Raw genomic sequence first — 16744 nt, forward strand, 5'->3', positions numbered from 1 at the left:
TAATCCAATGGCAAAGAAGCGGTGCCACCGTCGGAGCGCGTGACCGGCTTCGACGAACCCGAGCGCCGCCCGCGCACGCTGAGCGCCGTGACGATCCTGCTCACCGCCGCGGCGGGGGCGATCGACGTGGTGACCTACTTCGCCTTCAACCAGGTCTTCGCCAGCACGATGACCGGCAACCTCGTGCTGCTCGGCCTCGGGCTGGGCCAGGGGGACTGGACGCAGATCGCCGACAACATCTGCGCGATCGGCGGGTACTGCGGCGGGCTGATCGCCGGCACGGTCGTCTGCGGGCTCGCGATGCGGCGCTGGCCCTGGCGCAACGCGGTGGGCGCGACGCTGACCTTCGAGCTCGCGCTGCTGCTCCTGCTCGGCGCCTTCTGGTACGGCGTCGACGACGACAGCCCGCTCGTCCAGTGGAAGGTCGTCGTCCTCGTGGTCGGCGCCGGGCTGGCGATGGGCGTGCAGGCCGCCGCCGTCCGCTACGTCGGGCCGGCGGGCACGCCGACGAGCTTCATGTCCGGGACGATCACGAACTGGGTGTCGAGCCTCGTCGAGCTGCACAAGCCCTTCCGCTGGAACTGGAACTCGCCGCTGCGCCTGCTCGCGGTGATCGTCGCCGCGGCCGGCAACGCGGTCGTCCAGCGCTACGCCCCGGACTGGTCGTTCGTGGCGCCCGTCGTGCTCGTGGCGGTCGCGATCGTGCTGATGGCGGCCGTGACCCGGGCCAACAGCGGCGGGCTGACCGCCGGCGCGCCCCAGTTCGACCCGGACCTGCGCGCGGAGGTGCCCGACGCCGGGGTCGACGAGGAGGACGCCGCCGGTGGCGCCGGATCCGTCCACGGGCGCGTGGTGGGACTCGACGGCGACGCCCGCCCGGCCGTCCTGACCCTGGTCTCCAGCGGCGGCGAGCAGGTCGACCGCGTGCACACCGAGGTCGACGGCAGCTACCGCCTCGACCCGGGCGAGTCGGGGGACTTCATGCTGATCTGCACCCCGCACCGCATGGGTGGCGGCGCCGCGCGCCCCCGTGCGGTGCTGATCTCGGTCGACGGCCACCCGGTCGTCCACGACCTCGTCCTCGGCGCCGCCTCGGGCGAGGCGGGCCACCACCCGGCGCCGACCTGACCCGTCCTCGTGAGCAGTTGGGGCCTCTGCAGGGGCCCCAACTGCTCACGTGGTCAGGTCGCGCGGACCGCCTCGATGTCGATCTCGATCCGCAGGGTCCGGCCGACCGCGAAGATGCCCGCGATCACCGACTGGTTCCAGCGGATGTCGAAGTCGTCGCGGGAGAGCTGGGTCGTCGCGCTGAAGCCGGCGCGCTCGCCGCCCCAGAGGTCGGGCCCGGCGCCGTGGTAGACGACGTCGAGGTCGACGGTGTTGCGCACGCCCTTGAGCTCGAGGTCGCCGGTCATCGTCCAGTGGTCGGGGGTGTGGCCCGTGATCGCCGTCGAGGTGAAGTCGATGCGCGGGAACGCGACGACGTCGAGGAAGTCGCCGGCGCGCAGGTGCGCGTCGCGGGTGTCGTCGTCGGTGTCGACGCTGGACGGGTCGATGGAGGCCGAGACGCGCGAGCTCGCGAGGTCGGCGCCCATCTCGATGGACCCGGTGAAGCTGCGCAGCCGCCCGTGCACCTTGGTGATCCCGAGGTGGAACGCCGAGGCGGCGATCCTCGAGTGCACGGGGTCGATGTCCCAGCGCCCGGGTGCGGGCAGGCTCAGGGCGCCGGTGCGGGTGAGCACGACGCGGCCGAGGTCGCCGGAGCCGGCGAGCGGACGGGCCGCGGGGGTGTGGCCGACCGCCGAGGTGATCACGGTCGACGGCCCCTCGGGGAGCCCGTCGACGAGGAACGCGCCGTCGCCGCCGACCGTCGCCCCGCCGATCTGGGTGCCGGCGGCGTCGATGACGGTGACGACCGCGAAGGGCACGGGCCACCCGTCGCTGGTGACCGCGGCGCCGCGCACCCAGCCACCACCACGCGCGTCGGACGTCGCCGGTGCGGTCCTCTCCTGACCGTGGTCGAGCTCCCCTATCGGCGTGCTCCCCTGGATGCTTCGTCTCCCGCCGTCACTCACCAGCGCTCGCCGCCGGTCTGGGGGGTCTCGGTGACGTCGTCGGTGTCGAGGTGGTGGACGTGCCGGCCGGCGTAGCCGTTCCCGTTGCCCGCGGCCGCGCCGTCGTCGCCGCGCGGAGCGTCGGGACGGGACGCGGCGGCCCCCGGGCCACCCCCGTCCACCGCCGGCGGCACGAGGCTCAGCACCACGTCGGACGGGTGCCCGGGACCGATCTCGATCTCCGAGGCCACCGGCGCGTAGCCGCTCGCGGTGATCGTGTAGATGCCGTGGGCGACGTCGTCGAAGCGGAACGACCCGTCCTCGCCGGTGACGCGGGAGCCGACGACGTGCCCGTCCTCGCTGACCAGCGTCGCCAGCGCCTCGGCCACGGGGCGCCCGGCGCCCGCCGAGCGCACCGTCCCGGAGAGCTGGGTGCGCGTCGCCAGCGCGACGTCGTGGGTGACGTGCCCCTCGCCCGGCACGCGCACCGTCTCGGCGACGGGCGCCAGGCGTGGGGCGGCGGCGGTGAGCGTGTAGGTGCCCTCGGTGAGGTCGGAGAACCGGTAGGCCCCGTCGCCGCCCGAGCGCGTCACCGCGACGACGGTGCCGCGCACGTCGGTGAGCGTGAGGACGACGTCGCCCCACCCGCTGACGCCACCGACACCGCTGCCGCCGTTCGTGCCGCCGCCGTGACGCACGCCGACCGTGCCGCCGAGGGTGGCGCCGCCGCCGGTGAGGCCGACGTCGTGGCGCAGCGGGCGGTCGGCGACCGCGACGAGCGAGGCGGTCGGCTGGTGGGTCGACGAGGCGCAGATGACCAGGTACGTCCCGCCCGTCGGCGGCACGAGCTGGTAGTGCCCGCCCTCGTCGGCGGACGCACGGTCGAGCTGGTCGCCGGAGAGGTCGCACAGCGTCAGCGCCGCGCCGGGCACGGGCGCGCCGTCACCCCGGGTGACCCGACCGAAGATCATGATCGGTTCCTGTCCGTCCACCGACGTCCACCTCTCTGGCAACGCACCATCGCACTCGAGCGGGCCGGCGACCCGTCGACTCCATCGTCCTCCGGCCACTCCCGCGACGCCCGGGCACGGGCCCCCACCGACGGGGGATTCCGCGCCGGATGCCCACGGGATTTGCTTGGATAGTACAAGCATCATCTCGCGGCGGCGCGTCGGTGATCGGATGGCGGGCGCCCGCCGCCCGCGCCACGCTGGGGGCATGCCCGAGCTCCCGTCCGACTTCCCGGCCCTGCCGCAGCCCGCCCTCGACCTCGACCCGGACCGGCGCGCGGTGGCGGACTTCTACGACTACGCCGACCTGCTCACCGCCGAGGAGACGGCGACGCTGCGGCGCCTGCGGTCCTATCTCGCGCAGGACGTCGCGCCGCTGGTCGAGAACGCCTGGGAGCGCGCCGAGTTCCCGATGCAGCTGGTCAAGGGCTTCGCGGAGCTCGACCTCGCCGGGCTGCCCTACGGTCTCGGCGCCGCGACCGACGAGCCCGCCCGCCGGCTCTTCCTCGGGTTCCTGCACGCCGAGATCGCGCGGGTCGACCCGTCGGTGAACAGCTTCTTCGGGATCCACACGGGTCTCGCGATGGGCTCGATCTGGGCCGGCGGCACCGCCGAGCAGCGGCAGCGCTGGCTGCCGTCGATGGCGCGGATGGAGACGATCGGCGCGTTCGGGCTCACCGAGCCGCACGGCGGGTCCGACGTCGCGGGCGGGATGGAGACCACCGCGCGCCGCGACGGCGACCACTGGGTGCTCGACGGCGACAAGCGCTGGATCGGCAACGCGACCTTCGCCGACGTGGTCATCATCTGGGCGCGCGACCTCGAGACGGGCGAGGTGCGCGGGTTCGTCGTCCCGCGCGAGACCGAGGGCATGACGATCGCCAAGATCGAGGGCAAGACGGCGCTGCGCATCGTCCAGAACGCCGACATCGCCCTGCGCGGCGTGCGCGTCCCCGACGACCACCGCCTCGCGGGCGGCACCGGGACGTTCGCCGACGCGGGCGGGGTCCTGCGGGTCACCCGCGGCAACGCCTCCTGGGGTGCGACCGGCACGCAGATGGGCGCCTACGAGCTCGCGCTGTCCTACGCCGGGCAGCGCGAGCAGTTCGGCCGCCCGATCGCCGGGTTCCAGCTCATGCAGGACCTGCTCGTCTCGATGCTCGGCAACGTCACCGCGTCGCTGGGGATGGCCGTGCGCAACGCGCAGCTCCTGGACGCCGGGCGGGGCACCGACGCCCACTCGGCGCTGGCCAAGGAGTACTGCGCGAGCCGGATGCGCGAGACCGTGGCCTGGGCCCGCCAGCTCGTCGGCGGCAACGGGGTGATCCTCGGCAACGGCGTCGCGCGCTACTTCGCCGACGCCGAGGCCCTCTACTCCTTCGAGGGCACGCGGGAGATGAACACGCTGATCGTGGGGAAGGCGGTCACCGGCCACAGCGCGTTCGTACGCTGAGGGTGATGTCGACGGATCGCGCCGCCCGGTGACCGGCCACCCGACGATCGCGGTCGCCCTCGCGCTCTGCTCGGTGGTCGCCTACGCGTTCTCGGCGGCCCTGCAGCGCCGGGAGACCGCGCGCGCCGCGGAGCCCGTCGAGTCGGCGGGCGGCTGGGGATTCTTCCGGGCGCTGCTGCGCCGGCGGTGGTGGTGGGGCGGGGTCGCCTGCATGGTCGCCGGCGCGGTGATCCACGTCGGCGCGCTCGGCTTCGGCTCGATCACGTTGGTCCAGCCGATCGGCGTGACCACGCTGATCCTCGCGCTGCCGCTCGACTCGTGGCTCGAGAAGCGGCGCATCCACGCCGGTGAGTGGGTCGGCGCGGTCGTGCTGGTGGCGGGCCTGGTCGGACTGCTGACGCTCGCGGCGCACGGCCCGCCGTCGCGCACCCCGCCGGCACCGGTCGTGCTCGGGGCGATCGCCGTCATCGCGGTCACCGCCGTGGTGCTCTCCGCCGCCGGCGCCCGTGGGCGTCCGATCGTGCGGGCGGTGGTGCGCGCGGCGGCGTCGGGGCTGTGCGCCGGCGCGACGTCCGGGCTGGTCCGGCTGATCATCCGTCTCATCGCCGACGGCCGGTCGCCCGCCCTGATCGCGACGGTCGTCGTCGCGGCGCTCGTGCTGCCGGTCGCCTCGATCCTGCTGGTGCAGACCGCCTTCCGGGACGGCGGTCTCGACGCCGGGCTGGCCACGCAGATCACCGCGGACCAGGCCGCCGCGGCCGCGATCGGGATCGTGGTGCTCGGCGAGCGCTACACCCTCGGCGCCGCCGGGGCGGCGCTCGCGTCGGTCAGCGCGGTGGTCGCGCTCGTCGGGCTGGTGACGCTGATCCGCGCCGGACCGACCCCCGAGCAGCGGGCCGCCCTCGCGTCGCCTACCGCAGCACCAGCACCAGGCCGCTGACCAGCGCCAGCACCGCCACCGCGCCGCCGAGCACCGGGACGGCACGGTCGGCGGCCAGCGGCGAGGGCAGCGGGCTGCGGCTGAGGCGCACGGTCCGGCGCCGTCCGTAGAGGGCGACGACCACGGCGAGCAGCGCGGCCGCGCCGGCGAGCACCAGGGCCGGCCAGGAGCCCTCGTGCGTCACCTCGCGGACCGCCAGCAGCAGCGCGTTGGCCCCGACGCCCAGCGACGTGCGGCTCCACGCGAGGCCGGTCCGCTCGGCCTGCAGGCCGGCGTCCGACGGTGACGCGCTCACACCCCCGCCCGCAGCACGACGAGGGCGAGCCCGAAGAGCGCCAGCACGACGAGGCCGGCCGCGAGCACCCACGGCAGGCGCTGGCGGGGCAGCGGGCGTCCGCGGCGGATCGCGAACTCGACCCCGCGCCAGCGCAGGACCCCGCCCGCGGCCGTCACGACCGCGAGCGCCACGAGGAAGGCGCCGAGGACGCCCCGCATGCCGGGCACCGCGAACTCGGGCAGCAGCTGCACCACGGCCACCCCGGCCGCGAGCAGCGACAGGGAGGTGCGCAACCACGCCAGGAACGTGCGCTCGTTGGCGAGCGTGAAGCGGTAGTCCGGCTCGTGCTCCTCGTCGGTCTCGTGCCCGTCGGAGGCCTCGGCCACGGACGACTCCCTCCCGCGTGCGGACGTGACGTGCGCATGCTGCCGGGTGGGGCCGGCTCCGGGCCGGGCACCTCGCCCGCCGGGCCCGGTCGACGCGGACCCTCCCGGGGTCGGCGACGCGCGGTGAGGGCCCGGCGGGGTCGGTTGATCCGACCGGGTGGACCTCGGTGTCGGGTCTGTGACAGGTCCCCGCGCGCGGCCCGAGCAAGATCGAAATCTGCGGCGTCGGGAGGCCGGTGTGCGCAGGTCAGCCTGGGTGGGAAACCCCGTCCCCCGGGTGCCGGACACCCCGAGGGGCGCCTCGGGCGGAGTCGTAGGGTGCCGCGCATGACGCAGACGCCGATCTACGAGGAAGTCCGCCGGGCGTTCGGCCGCGCCGACCGTGGCCTCGAGAGGCGGGCGTTCCGCGAGGCGTCGAGCGGGGCCGAGGAACGCCCCTCCCGTCCCGTGATGCTGCGCGGCAACGGCGGTCGGCACCGGCGCTCCGGCGACTGACCACGCGACCCGACGCCGTGCTCCCCGCGGGCCCGGACCACGGCACCTCCGGGGCGTGGGGCATGGTGGTGCCCGGTTCCGTCCGTGACGACGGGGCCGGTCGCCGAGGTCAGCGAGGGCAGTCATGAGCGAGCAACCCGGGCCCCCGGGGCCGCCCGGGCCCGGACGCGGGCGGCACTCCGCGCCCGGTCCGGACGCCGACGCCCCGGCTCCTGACGCCCCGCGCCACGGCGGCGAGCCCGACGCGGCCGGACGCCCGCCCGGGCCCCCGCCACCCACGTCGCCGGCCGCGGCGGGCGGCCCCCCGCGGCACGCCGGCCCCGGGCCCGGCGGGCCGCCGGGCCCCCAGGGGCCCCAAGGACCGCCGCCTCCGGGAGCCGGGCGTCCCGGCCCGCCCGGTCCCGCGGGTCCGGCCGGTCCCGCCGGCCCGGGCGGCCAGGGACCCGGCCGTCCCGGCCCCGCCCCCGTCGTCGCCCCCGGCTACGGCCCGGGACCCGGGGGACCGGGAGGTCCGGCGTCTCCAGGGGCTCCGGGAGCTCCGGGGGGTCCGCCGCCCGGCCGTCCCGGTCCGCAGGGATGGGGCCCGGCGCGGACCGACAGCGGCCCGAACGGCCCGCGTCCGGCCGGGAGCCCCGGCGAGACCCCGACCCGCGCGGTCCGGCCCGGCGAGGACGAGCTCACCAGCCACCGGGCCGACGCCGCGGGGAACGGCCAGGCCCCGGCGTCCGGACTGTCGGTGGTCAAGGTCACCGGGCAGGCCGCCGCGGCCACGACCACCGCGGCCGTCGGCTCGTTCATCGGTGGCGCCGGCGGCACCGTGATCGGTGCCGGGATCGCCGCCATCGTGACGACGATCGGCGACGCCTTCTACCAGCGCTCGATCGAGCGCACCCGGGACACCGTCCGGCGGCGGCTGCGCTCCGGGCGGCGCGACGGCGACGACGCCGGCGCGTCGCCGCGCGAGCCGGCGACCGTGCTCGCCGGCGCGGGCCGACCGGCCGAGGGCACGAGCGTCCTGGCGGGCCGCCCCGCAGGCGGGGCTCCAGCTCCCGACGAGCAGCCGACCGTCGTGCTCGGCGCCGCCGGCCCGACGCGGGTGACGCCCGCGATGGGCGGCGGCCCGGGCGGCGACGACCCGACGCGGGTGACACCCGCGTCGGCGAGGTCGGCGACGGGTGGCGACGACCCGACGCGGGTGACGCCCGCGCCCGCGACGTCGGCGATGGGGGCCGAGGACCCGACGCGGGTGACGCCCGCGCCCGCGACGCAGGCGATGGGGGCCGAGGACCCGACGCGGGTGACGCCCGCGCCGGCCACGCAGGCGATGGGCAGCGGCCCGGGTGCCGACGACCCAACCCGGGCCGTCGGCCCGGGCACGCGGGTCCTCTCCGGCCCCGAGGACGACGAGACGGTCGTCCACCGGGGTCCGGGTGGTCCCGACGACCCGGACGACCCGGACGGTGAGCAGGCGCGTCCGACGCCCTGGCGCCGCTACGGCATCCTCGCCGCGACCGCGCTGCTGATCTTCCTCATCGCGATGCTGGCGATCACGGGCATCGAGCGGGTGAAGGGGTCGCCGATCTCGGGCGGCGAGTCGGGCACCAGCGTCGGCGCCGTGTTCGGCACCGCCGCGCCCGAGACCACCACGAGCGGCGCGCCCGAGACCACGACCAGCGCGCCGGCCGAGGGCGGCGAGACGACCACGTCGGAGAGCGGGACGACGACCTCGCGCACCTCGGAGTCGAGGGAGACGACGACCACGGGCGTGCCGCGCCTGGTGCCCTCGGGGCTGCTGCCGGGTAACTGAGGGCTCGTGCGCACCGACTTCGAGCCCGACGCCCTCGGCGCCGTGGGCTTCTACAAGTTCCTGACCTCGGTGATCGTCCCGCGGGCGATCGCGTGGGTGGTGACGCGCTCGGCCGACGGGGTCGACAACCTCGCGCCGCACTCGTTCTTCACGGTCGCGAGCACCGACCCGCCGATCGTGCAGTTCACGTCGGTCGGCGAGAAGGACTCGCTGCGCAACGCCCAGGCCACCGGCGAGTTCACGGTGTGCCTGACGCCCGAGCCGCTGCTCGAGACGATCAACGCGACCGCGACGGACTTCCCGTCGCACGAGAGCGAGATCGACGCGACCGGCGTGACGCGGGAGCCGTCGCGGTGCATCGCGACGCCGCGGATCGCCGAGTCACCGGTCGCCCTCGAGTGCCGTCTCGAGCAGGCGATGCCGGTGGGCAACTGCCACCTCGTGCTGGGGCGGGTCGTGCACGCCGTCGTCGCCGACGACGCGTTGGTCGACGGCCGCCCCGACGTGCAGCGCCTCGCGCCGCTCGCCCGACTGGGCGGCAACCAGTGGTCGACGATCGGCGAGGTGCTCGACACCCCCCGCATCCGCTACGCCGACTGGCCCGGTCACTTCTCCGGGGCGTCGTCCAGCAGCTGAGCGGCCTTCCCGGCGTCGGCGAGGGCGAGCAGGCGCCCGCGCGGGTCGGCGACGAGGCGGCGCGTGGTGTGGTCGAGCAGGCCCATCACGCCCGTGATCGTCGCGGCCACGACGTCACCGCGTCGCAGCTCGGTGTCCATCCGGAACGTCTTGCCCTCCCCGAAGCGCAGGTCGAGCGTGATCTCGACCTCGTCGCCGGCCCGGAGCTCGGCGAGGAACCGCACGGTCGTCTCGAGGATGATCGGCCCGATGCCGGCGGCGGTCAGGTCGGCGATGTCCACGCCGAGGGCGCGGAGGATCTCGGTGCGCCCGTGCTCGCCGTACTGGTGGTACACCGCGTGGTTCACGTGGCCGTTGGCGTCGCACTCGTAGCCGCGCACCGTCACCGTCGTCGAGAACACCCGGCCTCCCGCGCCGCCGTCGCCGTGATCATCGAGATCGTGGCAGGCTGCCCCGCGAGGCGCCCACGTCGGGTGACCACCAGCGGAGCGAGGAGGCGGCGCGTGCGGATCGGGATGGGCCTGAACTACAGCGGCGGTTTCGAGGAGACCGTCGCCGAGCTGGCCGAGCACGAGGCGGCCGGGCTCGACATCGCGTTCGTGCCCGAGGCCTACAGCTTCGACGCCGTGAGCCAGCTCGGTTTCATCGCCGCGCGCACGAGCAGGCTCGAGATCGCGTCGGGGATCCTGCAGATCTACACCCGCACCCCCTCGCTGACGGCCATGACCGCCGCCGGGCTCGACTACGTCTCCGGCGGGCGCTTCACGCTCGGCATCGGGGCGTCGGGACCGCAGGTCATCGAGGGCTTCCACGGCGTGCGCTACGACGCGCCGCTCGGGCGCACGCGCGAGATCGTCGACATCTGCCGGCAGGTGTGGCGCCGCGAGAAGGTGCAGCACTCCGGTCGGTACTACAACGTCCCGCTGCCCGCGGACCAGGGCACCGGCCTGGGCAAGCCGCTGAAGATCATCAACCACCCGGTGCGCGACCGGATCCCGATCGTCCTGGCCGCGATCGGTCCCAAGAACGTCGCCCTGACCGCCGAGATCGCCGAGGGCTGGCTGCCGATCCTGTTCGTGCCCGAGCGGGCCCACGAGGTGTGGGGCGAGTCGCTGGCGGCCGGGAAGGCGAAGCGCGACCCGTCGCTCGGCGAGCTGCAGACCTACCTGCAGGCGTCGCTGTGCATCACCGAGGACCAGGACGTCGCGCAGCAGATGCTCGACGGCATGCGCCCGTTCGTCGCGCTCTACGTCGGCGGCATGGGCGCGAAGGGCAAGAACTTCTACAACGAGCTCGCCCAGCGCTACGGCTACGAGGCCGAGGCCGAGAAGGTCCAGGACCTCTACCTCGACGGCAAGAAGGACGAGGCCGCCGCGGCGGTGCCCGAGGACCTCGTCAAGGCGATGTCGCTCATCGGGCCCCGCTCCTACGTCGCCGAGCGCTTGCAGGCCTTCGCGGGCGCGGGCGTCACGACGATCAACGTCACGCCGCTGGCGGGCACGCCCGCGGAGCGGGTGTCGTTGGTCGGCCAGGTCAAGGAACTCGCCGCCGATCTCTAGGAGTGCCTGCCATGCGTGTCTTCGCCGACGTCGATGAGCTGCGCGCCGCGGTGGGGGAGGACCTGGGCACCAGCGAGTGGGTGACCGTCGACCAGCACCGCGTCGACATCTTCGCCGACGCCACCGACGACCATCAGTGGATCCACGTCGACCCCGAGGCCGCCACGAAGGGGCCGTTCGGGAAGACGGTCGCGCACGGCTTCCTCACCGTCGCGCTCATGCCCAAGTTCGGGTGGGACACCTTCGAGGTGAAGGGCGTCTCGATGACGATGAACTACGGGCTCAACAAGGTGCGCTTCCCCGCCCCGGTGCCCGTGCCCAGCCGTGTGCGAGGTCACTGCCGCCTGGTGGACGTCACCGACGTCGCGAACGGCGTGCAGGCGACGATCGGGGGGACGGTGGAGATCGAGGGGTGGCCCAAGCCGGCGTGCGTCGCCGAGGTCATCCTGCGGTACGTGCTCTAGCTCTCGAGGAGGTCGGCTGTGCCCGATGCGGTGATCTGCGAGCCCCTGCGCACCCCGGTGGGGGGTTTCGGCGGCGCGTTGCGCGACGTCGCGCCCCAGACGCTGGCGGCGACGGTGATCCGGGAGCTGGTGTCGCGGACCGGCATCACGGCCGAGCAGGTCGACGACGTGGTGTTCGGGCACTGCTACCCGACGATGGACGCGCCGGCGATCGGGCGGGTGGCGGCGCTGGACGCGGGCCTCGAGGTCACCGTGCCGGGCATCCAGGTCGACCGGCGCTGCGGCTCGGGGCTGCAGGCGGTGCTCTACGCGGCGATGGCGGTGCAGACCGGTGGGGCGTCGCTGGTGCTCGCCGGCGGCGCGGAGTCGATGTCGGGGGCGACGTATTACAGCCAGGCGCCGCGGTGGGGCACCAAGGCCGGCGGGTTCGAGTTCAAGGACGCGTTGGCCGAGGGCCGGGTGCACGCCGGCGGGGTGAACCACCCGGTGTGGGGCGGGATGATCGAGACCGCGGAGAACGTGCGGGAGCGGTACTCGATCCCGCGCGAGGAGCAGGACCGGCTGGCGGTGCGCAGCCACGAGAAGGCGACCGCGGCGGTGAAGGACGGGCGGTTCGCCGACGAGCTGGTGGCGGTGACGGTGCCGGGGCGCACGTCCGACACGATCGTCGACGCCGACGAGCACATCCGGCCGGACGCGTCGCTGGAGTCGCTGGAGAAGCTGCGCCCGATCCGGGGCAAGCAGGACCCGTCGGCGACGGTGACGGCGGGGAACGCGTCGGGGCAGAACGACGGCGCGGCGGTGTGCGTCGTGACCACCCCGGAGAAGGCCGCCGAGCTGGGGCTGCGGCCGCTGGCGCGGCTGGTGTCGTGGGGGCTCGCGGGGGTGGGTCCTGAGGTGATGGGGATCGGGCCGGTGCCGGCCACCTCCGCTGCACTTTCCCGGGCGGGCCTTTCTCTCTCGGACATCGACGTGATCGAGCTGAACGAGGCCTTCGCGGCCCAGGCGCTCGGTGTCGGGCGGGAGTGGGGGATCGACCTGGTCACCGACGAGCGAGTGAACCCGAACGGTTCGGGGATCTCGCTGGGCCACCCGGTCGGCGCCACCGGCGTGCGGATCCTGGCGACGATGCTGCGCGAGATGGACCGCCGCGAAGCCCGCTACGGCCTGGAGACCATGTGCATCGGCGGCGGCCAGGGCCTCGCCGCCGTGTTCGAGAGGCTCGCCTGAGTGTCAGCGAAGTGCCGTCACGGACGCTGAGTGTCCGTATCGGTACTTCGATCACCGCGGTGCGCGGGGCAGGCGCGGGGTCCGAGCGAGCAGCAGTGATCGAAGTCCCGTTGCGGACGCTGAGTGTCTGCAACGGCACTTCGCTGACAAACCCGGCTACCTGCCCTGCCAGCGGGGTTCGCGACGCTCCCGTGCCGCCGCCATGCCCTCGGCGGCGTCCTCGGTCGCGCCCGCCACGCGCCGCATCGTCTCGCCGAACCGGATCGCCTCGGTCTGGGGCAGGTCCTCCGCGCGGCGCGCCATCTCCTTGATCGCGCGCTGGGCCAGCGGCGCGCCGGCGAGGAGACGGTCGGCGAGGGCCCGGGCCTCGGTCATCAGGTCGTCGTGCGGCACCACCCGCGAGACCAGCCCCATCTCGCGGGCCCGCTCGGCGTCGACCCGCTCGCCGGTCAGCAGGAGCTCCATCGCCGGCTGCCACCCGATCCGCTGGGGCAGGCGGATCGCGCCGACGATCGTCGGGATGCCCAGGCGCACCTCGGGGAAGCCGAACGTCGCCCGGTCGCTGGCGATCACGAGGTCGCACCAGGTCACCAGCGTCAGCCCGTAGCCCAGACAGTGGCCGTTGACCGCGGCGACGACCGGCTTGAAGATCTCCCAGCCGCTCTCGAACGAGTTCACCGTGGGGCGCTCCCAGAACGAGCCGGGGAAGTCGCCGGCCGGGTTGCCCTCGCCGCCCGCGTCCGCCCCGACGCAGAACGCCCGTCCCGCGCCGGTGACGATGCCGACCCAGGCCTCGTCGTCGGCGCGGAAGCGGTCGAACGCCTCGTTGAGCCCGTCGCGCATCGCGCCGTCGATGGCGTTGAGCTTCTCGGGGCGGTCGTAGGTGATCGTCGCGACGTGCCCGTCGCGCTCGTAGGTGACGCGCTCGCTCTCCACGGTCCGACACCGTAGGGCGGGCGCCCGTGGCCGGCCGCTGCGGTCGCCGCGGCCCGGCGGCACCACACGGGCGAACCCCGATGTCCCGGGCGGCGCGCCGGCGCCCCCGCCGCGACGATCCCGGGTGTGACGCGCTCGAAGGGATGACCGAGTGGCGGCCGGACCACCCCAGGTGCATGCTTGTATCCAGCAACCGATTGTACGGAGCATGCAATGGATTCCTCGCGGCTCCCGGCCCCGCCGCCGGGTGCGGACGACCGCTGGTTCGTGTCCGACCGTCTCGGCCACCAGCTGATCCGCGTCATGCGGGCCATGGAGCGGGCGAAGGCGGCCAAGTCCGTCGGCGTCGACGGCGTCGAGAGGGCGGCGTACGTCCTGCTCGCCCGCCTCGTCCTCGAGGGTCCGCGGCGGTCGAACGCGCTGGCCGAGTCGGTGCACTCCGACCCGTCCACCGTCAGCCGTCAGGTCGCCGGGCTCGTCCGCGCCGGGCTCGTCGAGCGCCGCCCGGACCCCGAGGACGGCCGCGCCACCCTGCTCGCGCCCACCGCCGAGGGCCTGCGCGTCTTCCAGGCCAACCGCGACCGTCGCAACCGCCAGATCAGCGCTATGACCGAGCACTGGGACGAGGCCGACCGCACACGGCTCGTCGAGCTGCTCGAGCGCCTCGCCGGCGACATCGAGCACCAGCACGCCACCACCACCCCCGCCCCGCCGTCGGCCGCCGTGAGCGGCCAGGAGGCCTCATGAGCACGCCCGCCGTCGCCGCAGCTCCCCCGGCGGCCGCCCCCACCCCGAGCAGCACCGGGTTCACCCACCGGCAGATCCTCGTGATCCTCTCCGGCCTGATGCTGGGGATGTTCCTGGCCGCCCTCGACCAGAACATCGTCTCCACCTCGATCCGCACCATCGCCGACGACCTGCAGGGCCTCAACCTGCAGGCGTGGGCCACGACGGCGTACCTGATCACCGCGACGATCTCGACGCCGCTCTACGGCAAGCTCTCCGACCTCTACGGCCGCAAGCCGTTCTTCCTGTTCGCGATCGGCACGTTCGTCGTCGGCTCGGTGCTCTGCACGATCTCGACGTCGATGTACGAGCTCGCGGCCTTCCGCGCCGTCCAGGGACTCGGCGCCGGCGGCCTGATGTCGCTGGCCCTGACGATCATCGGCGACATCGTCCCGCCCCGTGAGCGCGCCCGGTACCAGGGCTTCTTCCTCGCGGTGTTCGGCACGTCCAGCGTCATCGGCCCGGTGGTCGGCGGCTTCCTCGCCGGCCAGAGCGAGATCCTCGGCATCGACGGGTGGCGCTGGGTCTTCCTCGTCAACGTCCCGATCGGCATCGTCGCCTTCGCGGTCGTCATGCGGGTGCTCAACCTCCCGCACACCCGCCGCGAGCACCGCATCGACTTCCCGGGCGCGGTCGCGCTCGCCGTCGCCCTCGTGCCGCTGCTGATCATCGCCGAGCAGGGCCGCGAGTGGGGCTGGGGCTCCGTCTCGGCGATCGTCTGCTACGTCATCGGCGCCGTCGGCCTGATCGCGTTCTACCTGGCCGAGCGGGCCTACGGCGAGGACGCGCTGCTGCCGCTGCGGCTCTTCCGCAACGGCGTGTTCAGCCTGACCTCGATCATCGCCGTGATCACCGGCATCGGCATGTTCGGCGGCATCGCGATCGTCCCGCAGTACCTGCAGATCGTCACCGGCGCGACCCCGACCGAGGCCGGCCTGCAGATGATCCCGCTGGTCGGCGGGATCATGACCGCCTCGATCATCTCCGGCCAGCTCACCAGCCGGACGGGCCGCTACAAGATCTTCCCGGTGATCGGCCTCGGGCTGATGACCGTCGGCATGCTGCTGTTCCACTTCCTGCTGCACGCCGACACCCCGTACTGGGAGATCGCCGTGCTGATGGTCGTGTTCGGCCTCGGGCTCGGCAACTGCATGCAGACCCTCGTGCTCGCGGTGCAGAACGCGGTGCCGGCCAAGGACATGGGCGTCGCGACGGCGTCGGCCACCTTCTTCCGGCAGATGGGCGGCACCCTCGGCGTCGCGGTGTTCCTCTCCGTGCTCTTCTCCACCGTCGGCGACAAGATCCGCGAGGCCTTCACCCAGATCGCCCCGACGGCGTCGTTCCAGGCGGCCGTGGCCGACCCGACCGTCGCCGCGAACCCGGCCAACCAGGTCGCGCTGGACCCGGCCGCCGGCGCGGTGCAGGTGGCGCAGGACTCCTCGGTGCTGCAGCGGATGGACCAGCGGCTCGCCGAGCCGTTCCTCGTCGGGTTCTCGAACGCGATGGATCTGGTCTTCCTCATCGCCGCGTGCGTCATCGTCGTCGGGTTCGTGCTCGTGCTGTTCCTGCGGGAGGTCCCGCTGCGCACCCAGTCGGGCATCCAGGCCCGCGACGCCGAGGACACGAGCACGCCGACCGGCGCGGCCGTCGGCGGCGCCACCGCCGGCGCGGCCGCGCACAACACGGTCAACGACGCGCCGCCCGTGCCGGCCGCCGACGGCGCGCGACCGACCCCGACGCCGACACCGGCCGCCCCCTCGGGTCCGGCCTGGCAGGCCCCCCGGCCCGCACCGGCCTGGGGTCCGCCGAGCACGGCCGACGCCGTCCGGCAGCCCCCGCGGCCCAGCCCGGCGCCGCGGCGCGCGACCGGCCCGACGGTCCACGGCCGGGTCTCCGGCGTCGGCGGCAGCCCGGTCACGGCCGACGACGAGGTGACGGTGTCGCTGCACGGTCTGGACGGCGCGCCGCTGCAGCGCACAGGCCTCGACCCCGACGGCGCGTTCTCCCTGTCGGCGCCGGCGTCGGGCACCTACGTGCTCATCGCCAGCTCGCCGCGTCGGCGCCCGTTCGCCGAGCTCGTCAGCGTCGACGGCGTCCCGGTGCGCCGCGACGTCGCCCTGGCGCGCGTCGCGACGCTCGGCGGGCGGGTCGCCGAGGCCGACGGCACCTCCGTCGCGGGCGCGACCGTCACGGTCACCGACCCCGGCGGCGGCGTCGTCGCCGTGCGGCGCAGCGACGCCGACGGCGCGTGGGAGAGCGGGGAGTGCGAGCCGGGCAGCTACACGGTCACGGTGCTCGCGCCCGGCCGGTCGCCGCAGGCCGCCCGGGTCGCGGTGGGTGAGGACGGCGCCCGGCAGGACGTGACGGTGCCGCCCGCGCGCTACTCGCTCTCCGGCGCGGTGCGCGGGACCGGCGGGTCGCCGGTGCCCGAGTCGCTGGTCGTGCTCGTGGGACGCGACGGCGCGGTGGTCGCCTCGGCGGTCACCGGTCCCGACGGGCGGTTCCGTCTCGACGGCATCACCCCCGGGCGCCACATGCTCACCGCGAGCGGCTTCGCGCCGGTCACCGAGCAGGTCGTCGTCGACGGCACCGGGCGCGACCTCGAGCTGACGGTCACCCCGCCCCGTCCGGCCGCGCGCGCGGACGCCGGCGGCGAGGGCGGACGCCACGAGGCCACCGAGGAGGCCCTGACGCGCTGACGCGCCGGTGGG

General features: G+C 74.7%; 17 protein-coding genes. 11 read left to right on the forward strand and 6 right to left on the reverse strand.

What is annotated here, in order from left to right:
* Positions 1–39 precede the first annotated feature (39 nt).
* Positions 40–1128 carry a DUF1275 family protein gene (locus tag ACR9E3_RS06795; protein ID WP_460379357.1) on the forward strand — a complete coding sequence of 363 codons (1089 nt, stop codon included), beginning with the start codon at positions 40–42 and terminating at the stop codon, positions 1126–1128.
* Between the two features lie 53 nt (positions 1129–1181).
* Here ACR9E3_RS06795 and ACR9E3_RS06800 read toward each other — a convergent pair whose 3' ends face one another.
* Both ACR9E3_RS06800 and ACR9E3_RS06805 read right to left on the reverse strand, forming a co-directional pair.
* Entirely contained in the window at positions 1182–1964 is a 783-nt protein-coding gene (locus tag ACR9E3_RS06800) for a YceI family protein (RefSeq protein ID WP_460379359.1), read from the reverse strand.
* Between the two features lie 107 nt (positions 1965–2071).
* On the reverse strand, positions 2072–3046 hold the full coding sequence (locus tag ACR9E3_RS06805; RefSeq protein ID WP_460379361.1) for an MSCRAMM family protein: 975 nt from the start codon (positions 3044–3046) through the stop codon (positions 2072–2074).
* Positions 3047–3272: 226 nt separating this feature from the next.
* On the opposite strand from ACR9E3_RS06805, the gene ACR9E3_RS06810 reads away from it, so the two are divergent.
* Both ACR9E3_RS06810 and ACR9E3_RS06815 read left to right on the forward strand, forming a co-directional pair.
* A complete protein-coding gene (locus tag ACR9E3_RS06810) occupies positions 3273–4517 on the forward strand; it encodes an acyl-CoA dehydrogenase family protein (RefSeq protein WP_460379363.1) in 1245 nt (414 codons plus the stop codon).
* Positions 4518–4545: 28 nt separating this feature from the next.
* Positions 4546–5457, forward strand: coding sequence for a DMT family transporter (locus tag ACR9E3_RS06815; RefSeq protein WP_460379365.1), 912 nt, complete (start codon positions 4546–4548; stop codon positions 5455–5457).
* Here ACR9E3_RS06815 and ACR9E3_RS06820 read toward each other — a convergent pair.
* Positions 5429–5752 (reverse strand): DUF202 domain-containing protein, encoded by a 324-nt coding sequence (locus ACR9E3_RS06820; RefSeq protein ID WP_460379367.1) that lies wholly within the window; start codon positions 5750–5752, stop codon positions 5429–5431. The two genes, ACR9E3_RS06815 and ACR9E3_RS06820, sit on opposite strands and share 29 nt — an antisense overlap.
* Entirely contained in the window at positions 5749–6120 is a 372-nt protein-coding gene (locus ACR9E3_RS06825; RefSeq protein WP_460379369.1) for a YidH family protein, read from the reverse strand. Before ACR9E3_RS06825 ends, ACR9E3_RS06820 begins: the two co-directional genes overlap by 4 nt.
* A 327-nt stretch (positions 6121–6447) precedes the next feature.
* Here ACR9E3_RS06825 and ACR9E3_RS06830 point away from each other — a divergent pair, with 327 nt between their 5' ends.
* The 3 genes from ACR9E3_RS06830 (at position 6448) to ACR9E3_RS06840 (ending at position 9058) form a co-directional block, all read left to right on the forward strand.
* Complete coding sequence (locus ACR9E3_RS06830; RefSeq protein ID WP_460379370.1) at positions 6448–6615, forward strand: hypothetical protein; 168 nt, start codon at positions 6448–6450, stop codon at positions 6613–6615.
* A gap of 124 nt (positions 6616–6739) precedes the next feature.
* The gene (locus ACR9E3_RS06835; RefSeq protein ID WP_460379372.1) at positions 6740–8422 is read left to right on the forward strand and encodes a hypothetical protein; all 1683 of its coding nucleotides are present in this window, start codon (positions 6740–6742) and stop codon (positions 8420–8422) included.
* Positions 8423–8428: 6 nt separating this feature from the next.
* Positions 8429–9058, forward strand: coding sequence for a flavin reductase family protein (locus tag ACR9E3_RS06840; RefSeq protein WP_460379374.1), 630 nt, complete (start codon positions 8429–8431; stop codon positions 9056–9058).
* Here ACR9E3_RS06840 and ACR9E3_RS06845 read toward each other — a convergent pair.
* Positions 9028–9459, reverse strand: coding sequence for an acyl-CoA thioesterase (locus ACR9E3_RS06845; RefSeq protein WP_460379376.1), 432 nt, complete (start codon positions 9457–9459; stop codon positions 9028–9030). The two genes, ACR9E3_RS06840 and ACR9E3_RS06845, sit on opposite strands and share 31 nt — an antisense overlap.
* 102 nt (positions 9460–9561) lie before the next feature.
* Between ACR9E3_RS06845 and ACR9E3_RS06850 the strand changes: the two genes are divergently transcribed.
* Genes ACR9E3_RS06850 through ACR9E3_RS06860 form a run of 3 tightly spaced genes read left to right on the forward strand, consistent with a single transcriptional unit; the run spans position 9562 to position 12311 of the window.
* Positions 9562–10617 (forward strand): LLM class F420-dependent oxidoreductase, encoded by a 1056-nt coding sequence (locus tag ACR9E3_RS06850; RefSeq protein WP_460379378.1) that lies wholly within the window; start codon positions 9562–9564, stop codon positions 10615–10617.
* An 11-nt stretch (positions 10618–10628) separates the two neighbouring features.
* Positions 10629–11081 (forward strand): MaoC family dehydratase, encoded by a 453-nt coding sequence (locus tag ACR9E3_RS06855; RefSeq protein WP_460379380.1) that lies wholly within the window; start codon positions 10629–10631, stop codon positions 11079–11081.
* An 18-nt stretch (positions 11082–11099) separates the two neighbouring features.
* On the forward strand, positions 11100–12311 hold the full coding sequence (locus tag ACR9E3_RS06860) for an acetyl-CoA C-acetyltransferase (RefSeq protein ID WP_460379382.1): 1212 nt from the start codon (positions 11100–11102) through the stop codon (positions 12309–12311).
* 156 nt (positions 12312–12467) lie between these two features.
* Here ACR9E3_RS06860 and ACR9E3_RS06865 read toward each other — a convergent pair whose 3' ends face one another.
* Complete coding sequence (locus ACR9E3_RS06865) at positions 12468–13247, reverse strand: enoyl-CoA hydratase/isomerase family protein (protein WP_460379384.1); 780 nt, start codon at positions 13245–13247, stop codon at positions 12468–12470.
* Between the two features lie 213 nt (positions 13248–13460).
* Here ACR9E3_RS06865 and ACR9E3_RS06870 point away from each other — a divergent pair, with 213 nt between their 5' ends.
* Entirely contained in the window at positions 13461–13994 is a 534-nt protein-coding gene (locus ACR9E3_RS06870) for a MarR family winged helix-turn-helix transcriptional regulator (protein WP_285657500.1), read from the forward strand.
* Positions 13991–16732, forward strand: a complete 2742-nt coding sequence (locus tag ACR9E3_RS06875; protein ID WP_460379387.1) for an MFS transporter — start codon at positions 13991–13993, stop codon at positions 16730–16732. Before ACR9E3_RS06870 ends, ACR9E3_RS06875 begins: the two co-directional genes overlap by 4 nt.
* The last annotated feature ends 12 nt before the right edge of the window (positions 16733–16744 follow it).

It is taken from the genome of Actinomycetospora sp. C-140, assembly GCF_054796175.1.

Coding starts and splice junctions, on each gene's coding strand:
- ACR9E3_RS06810 (WP_460379363.1), top strand. CDS start 3,273: ATGCCCGAGCTCCCGTCCGACTTCCCGGCCCTGCCGCAGCCCGCCCTC.
- ACR9E3_RS06855 (WP_460379380.1), top strand. CDS start 10,629: ATGCGTGTCTTCGCCGACGTCGATGAGCTGCGCGCCGCGGTGGGGGAG.
- ACR9E3_RS06875 (WP_460379387.1), top strand. CDS start 13,991: ATGAGCACGCCCGCCGTCGCCGCAGCTCCCCCGGCGGCCGCCCCCACC.
- ACR9E3_RS06870 (WP_285657500.1), top strand. CDS start 13,461: ATGGATTCCTCGCGGCTCCCGGCCCCGCCGCCGGGTGCGGACGACCGC.
- ACR9E3_RS06830 (WP_460379370.1), top strand. CDS start 6,448: ATGACGCAGACGCCGATCTACGAGGAAGTCCGCCGGGCGTTCGGCCGC.
- ACR9E3_RS06835 (WP_460379372.1), top strand. CDS start 6,740: ATGAGCGAGCAACCCGGGCCCCCGGGGCCGCCCGGGCCCGGACGCGGG.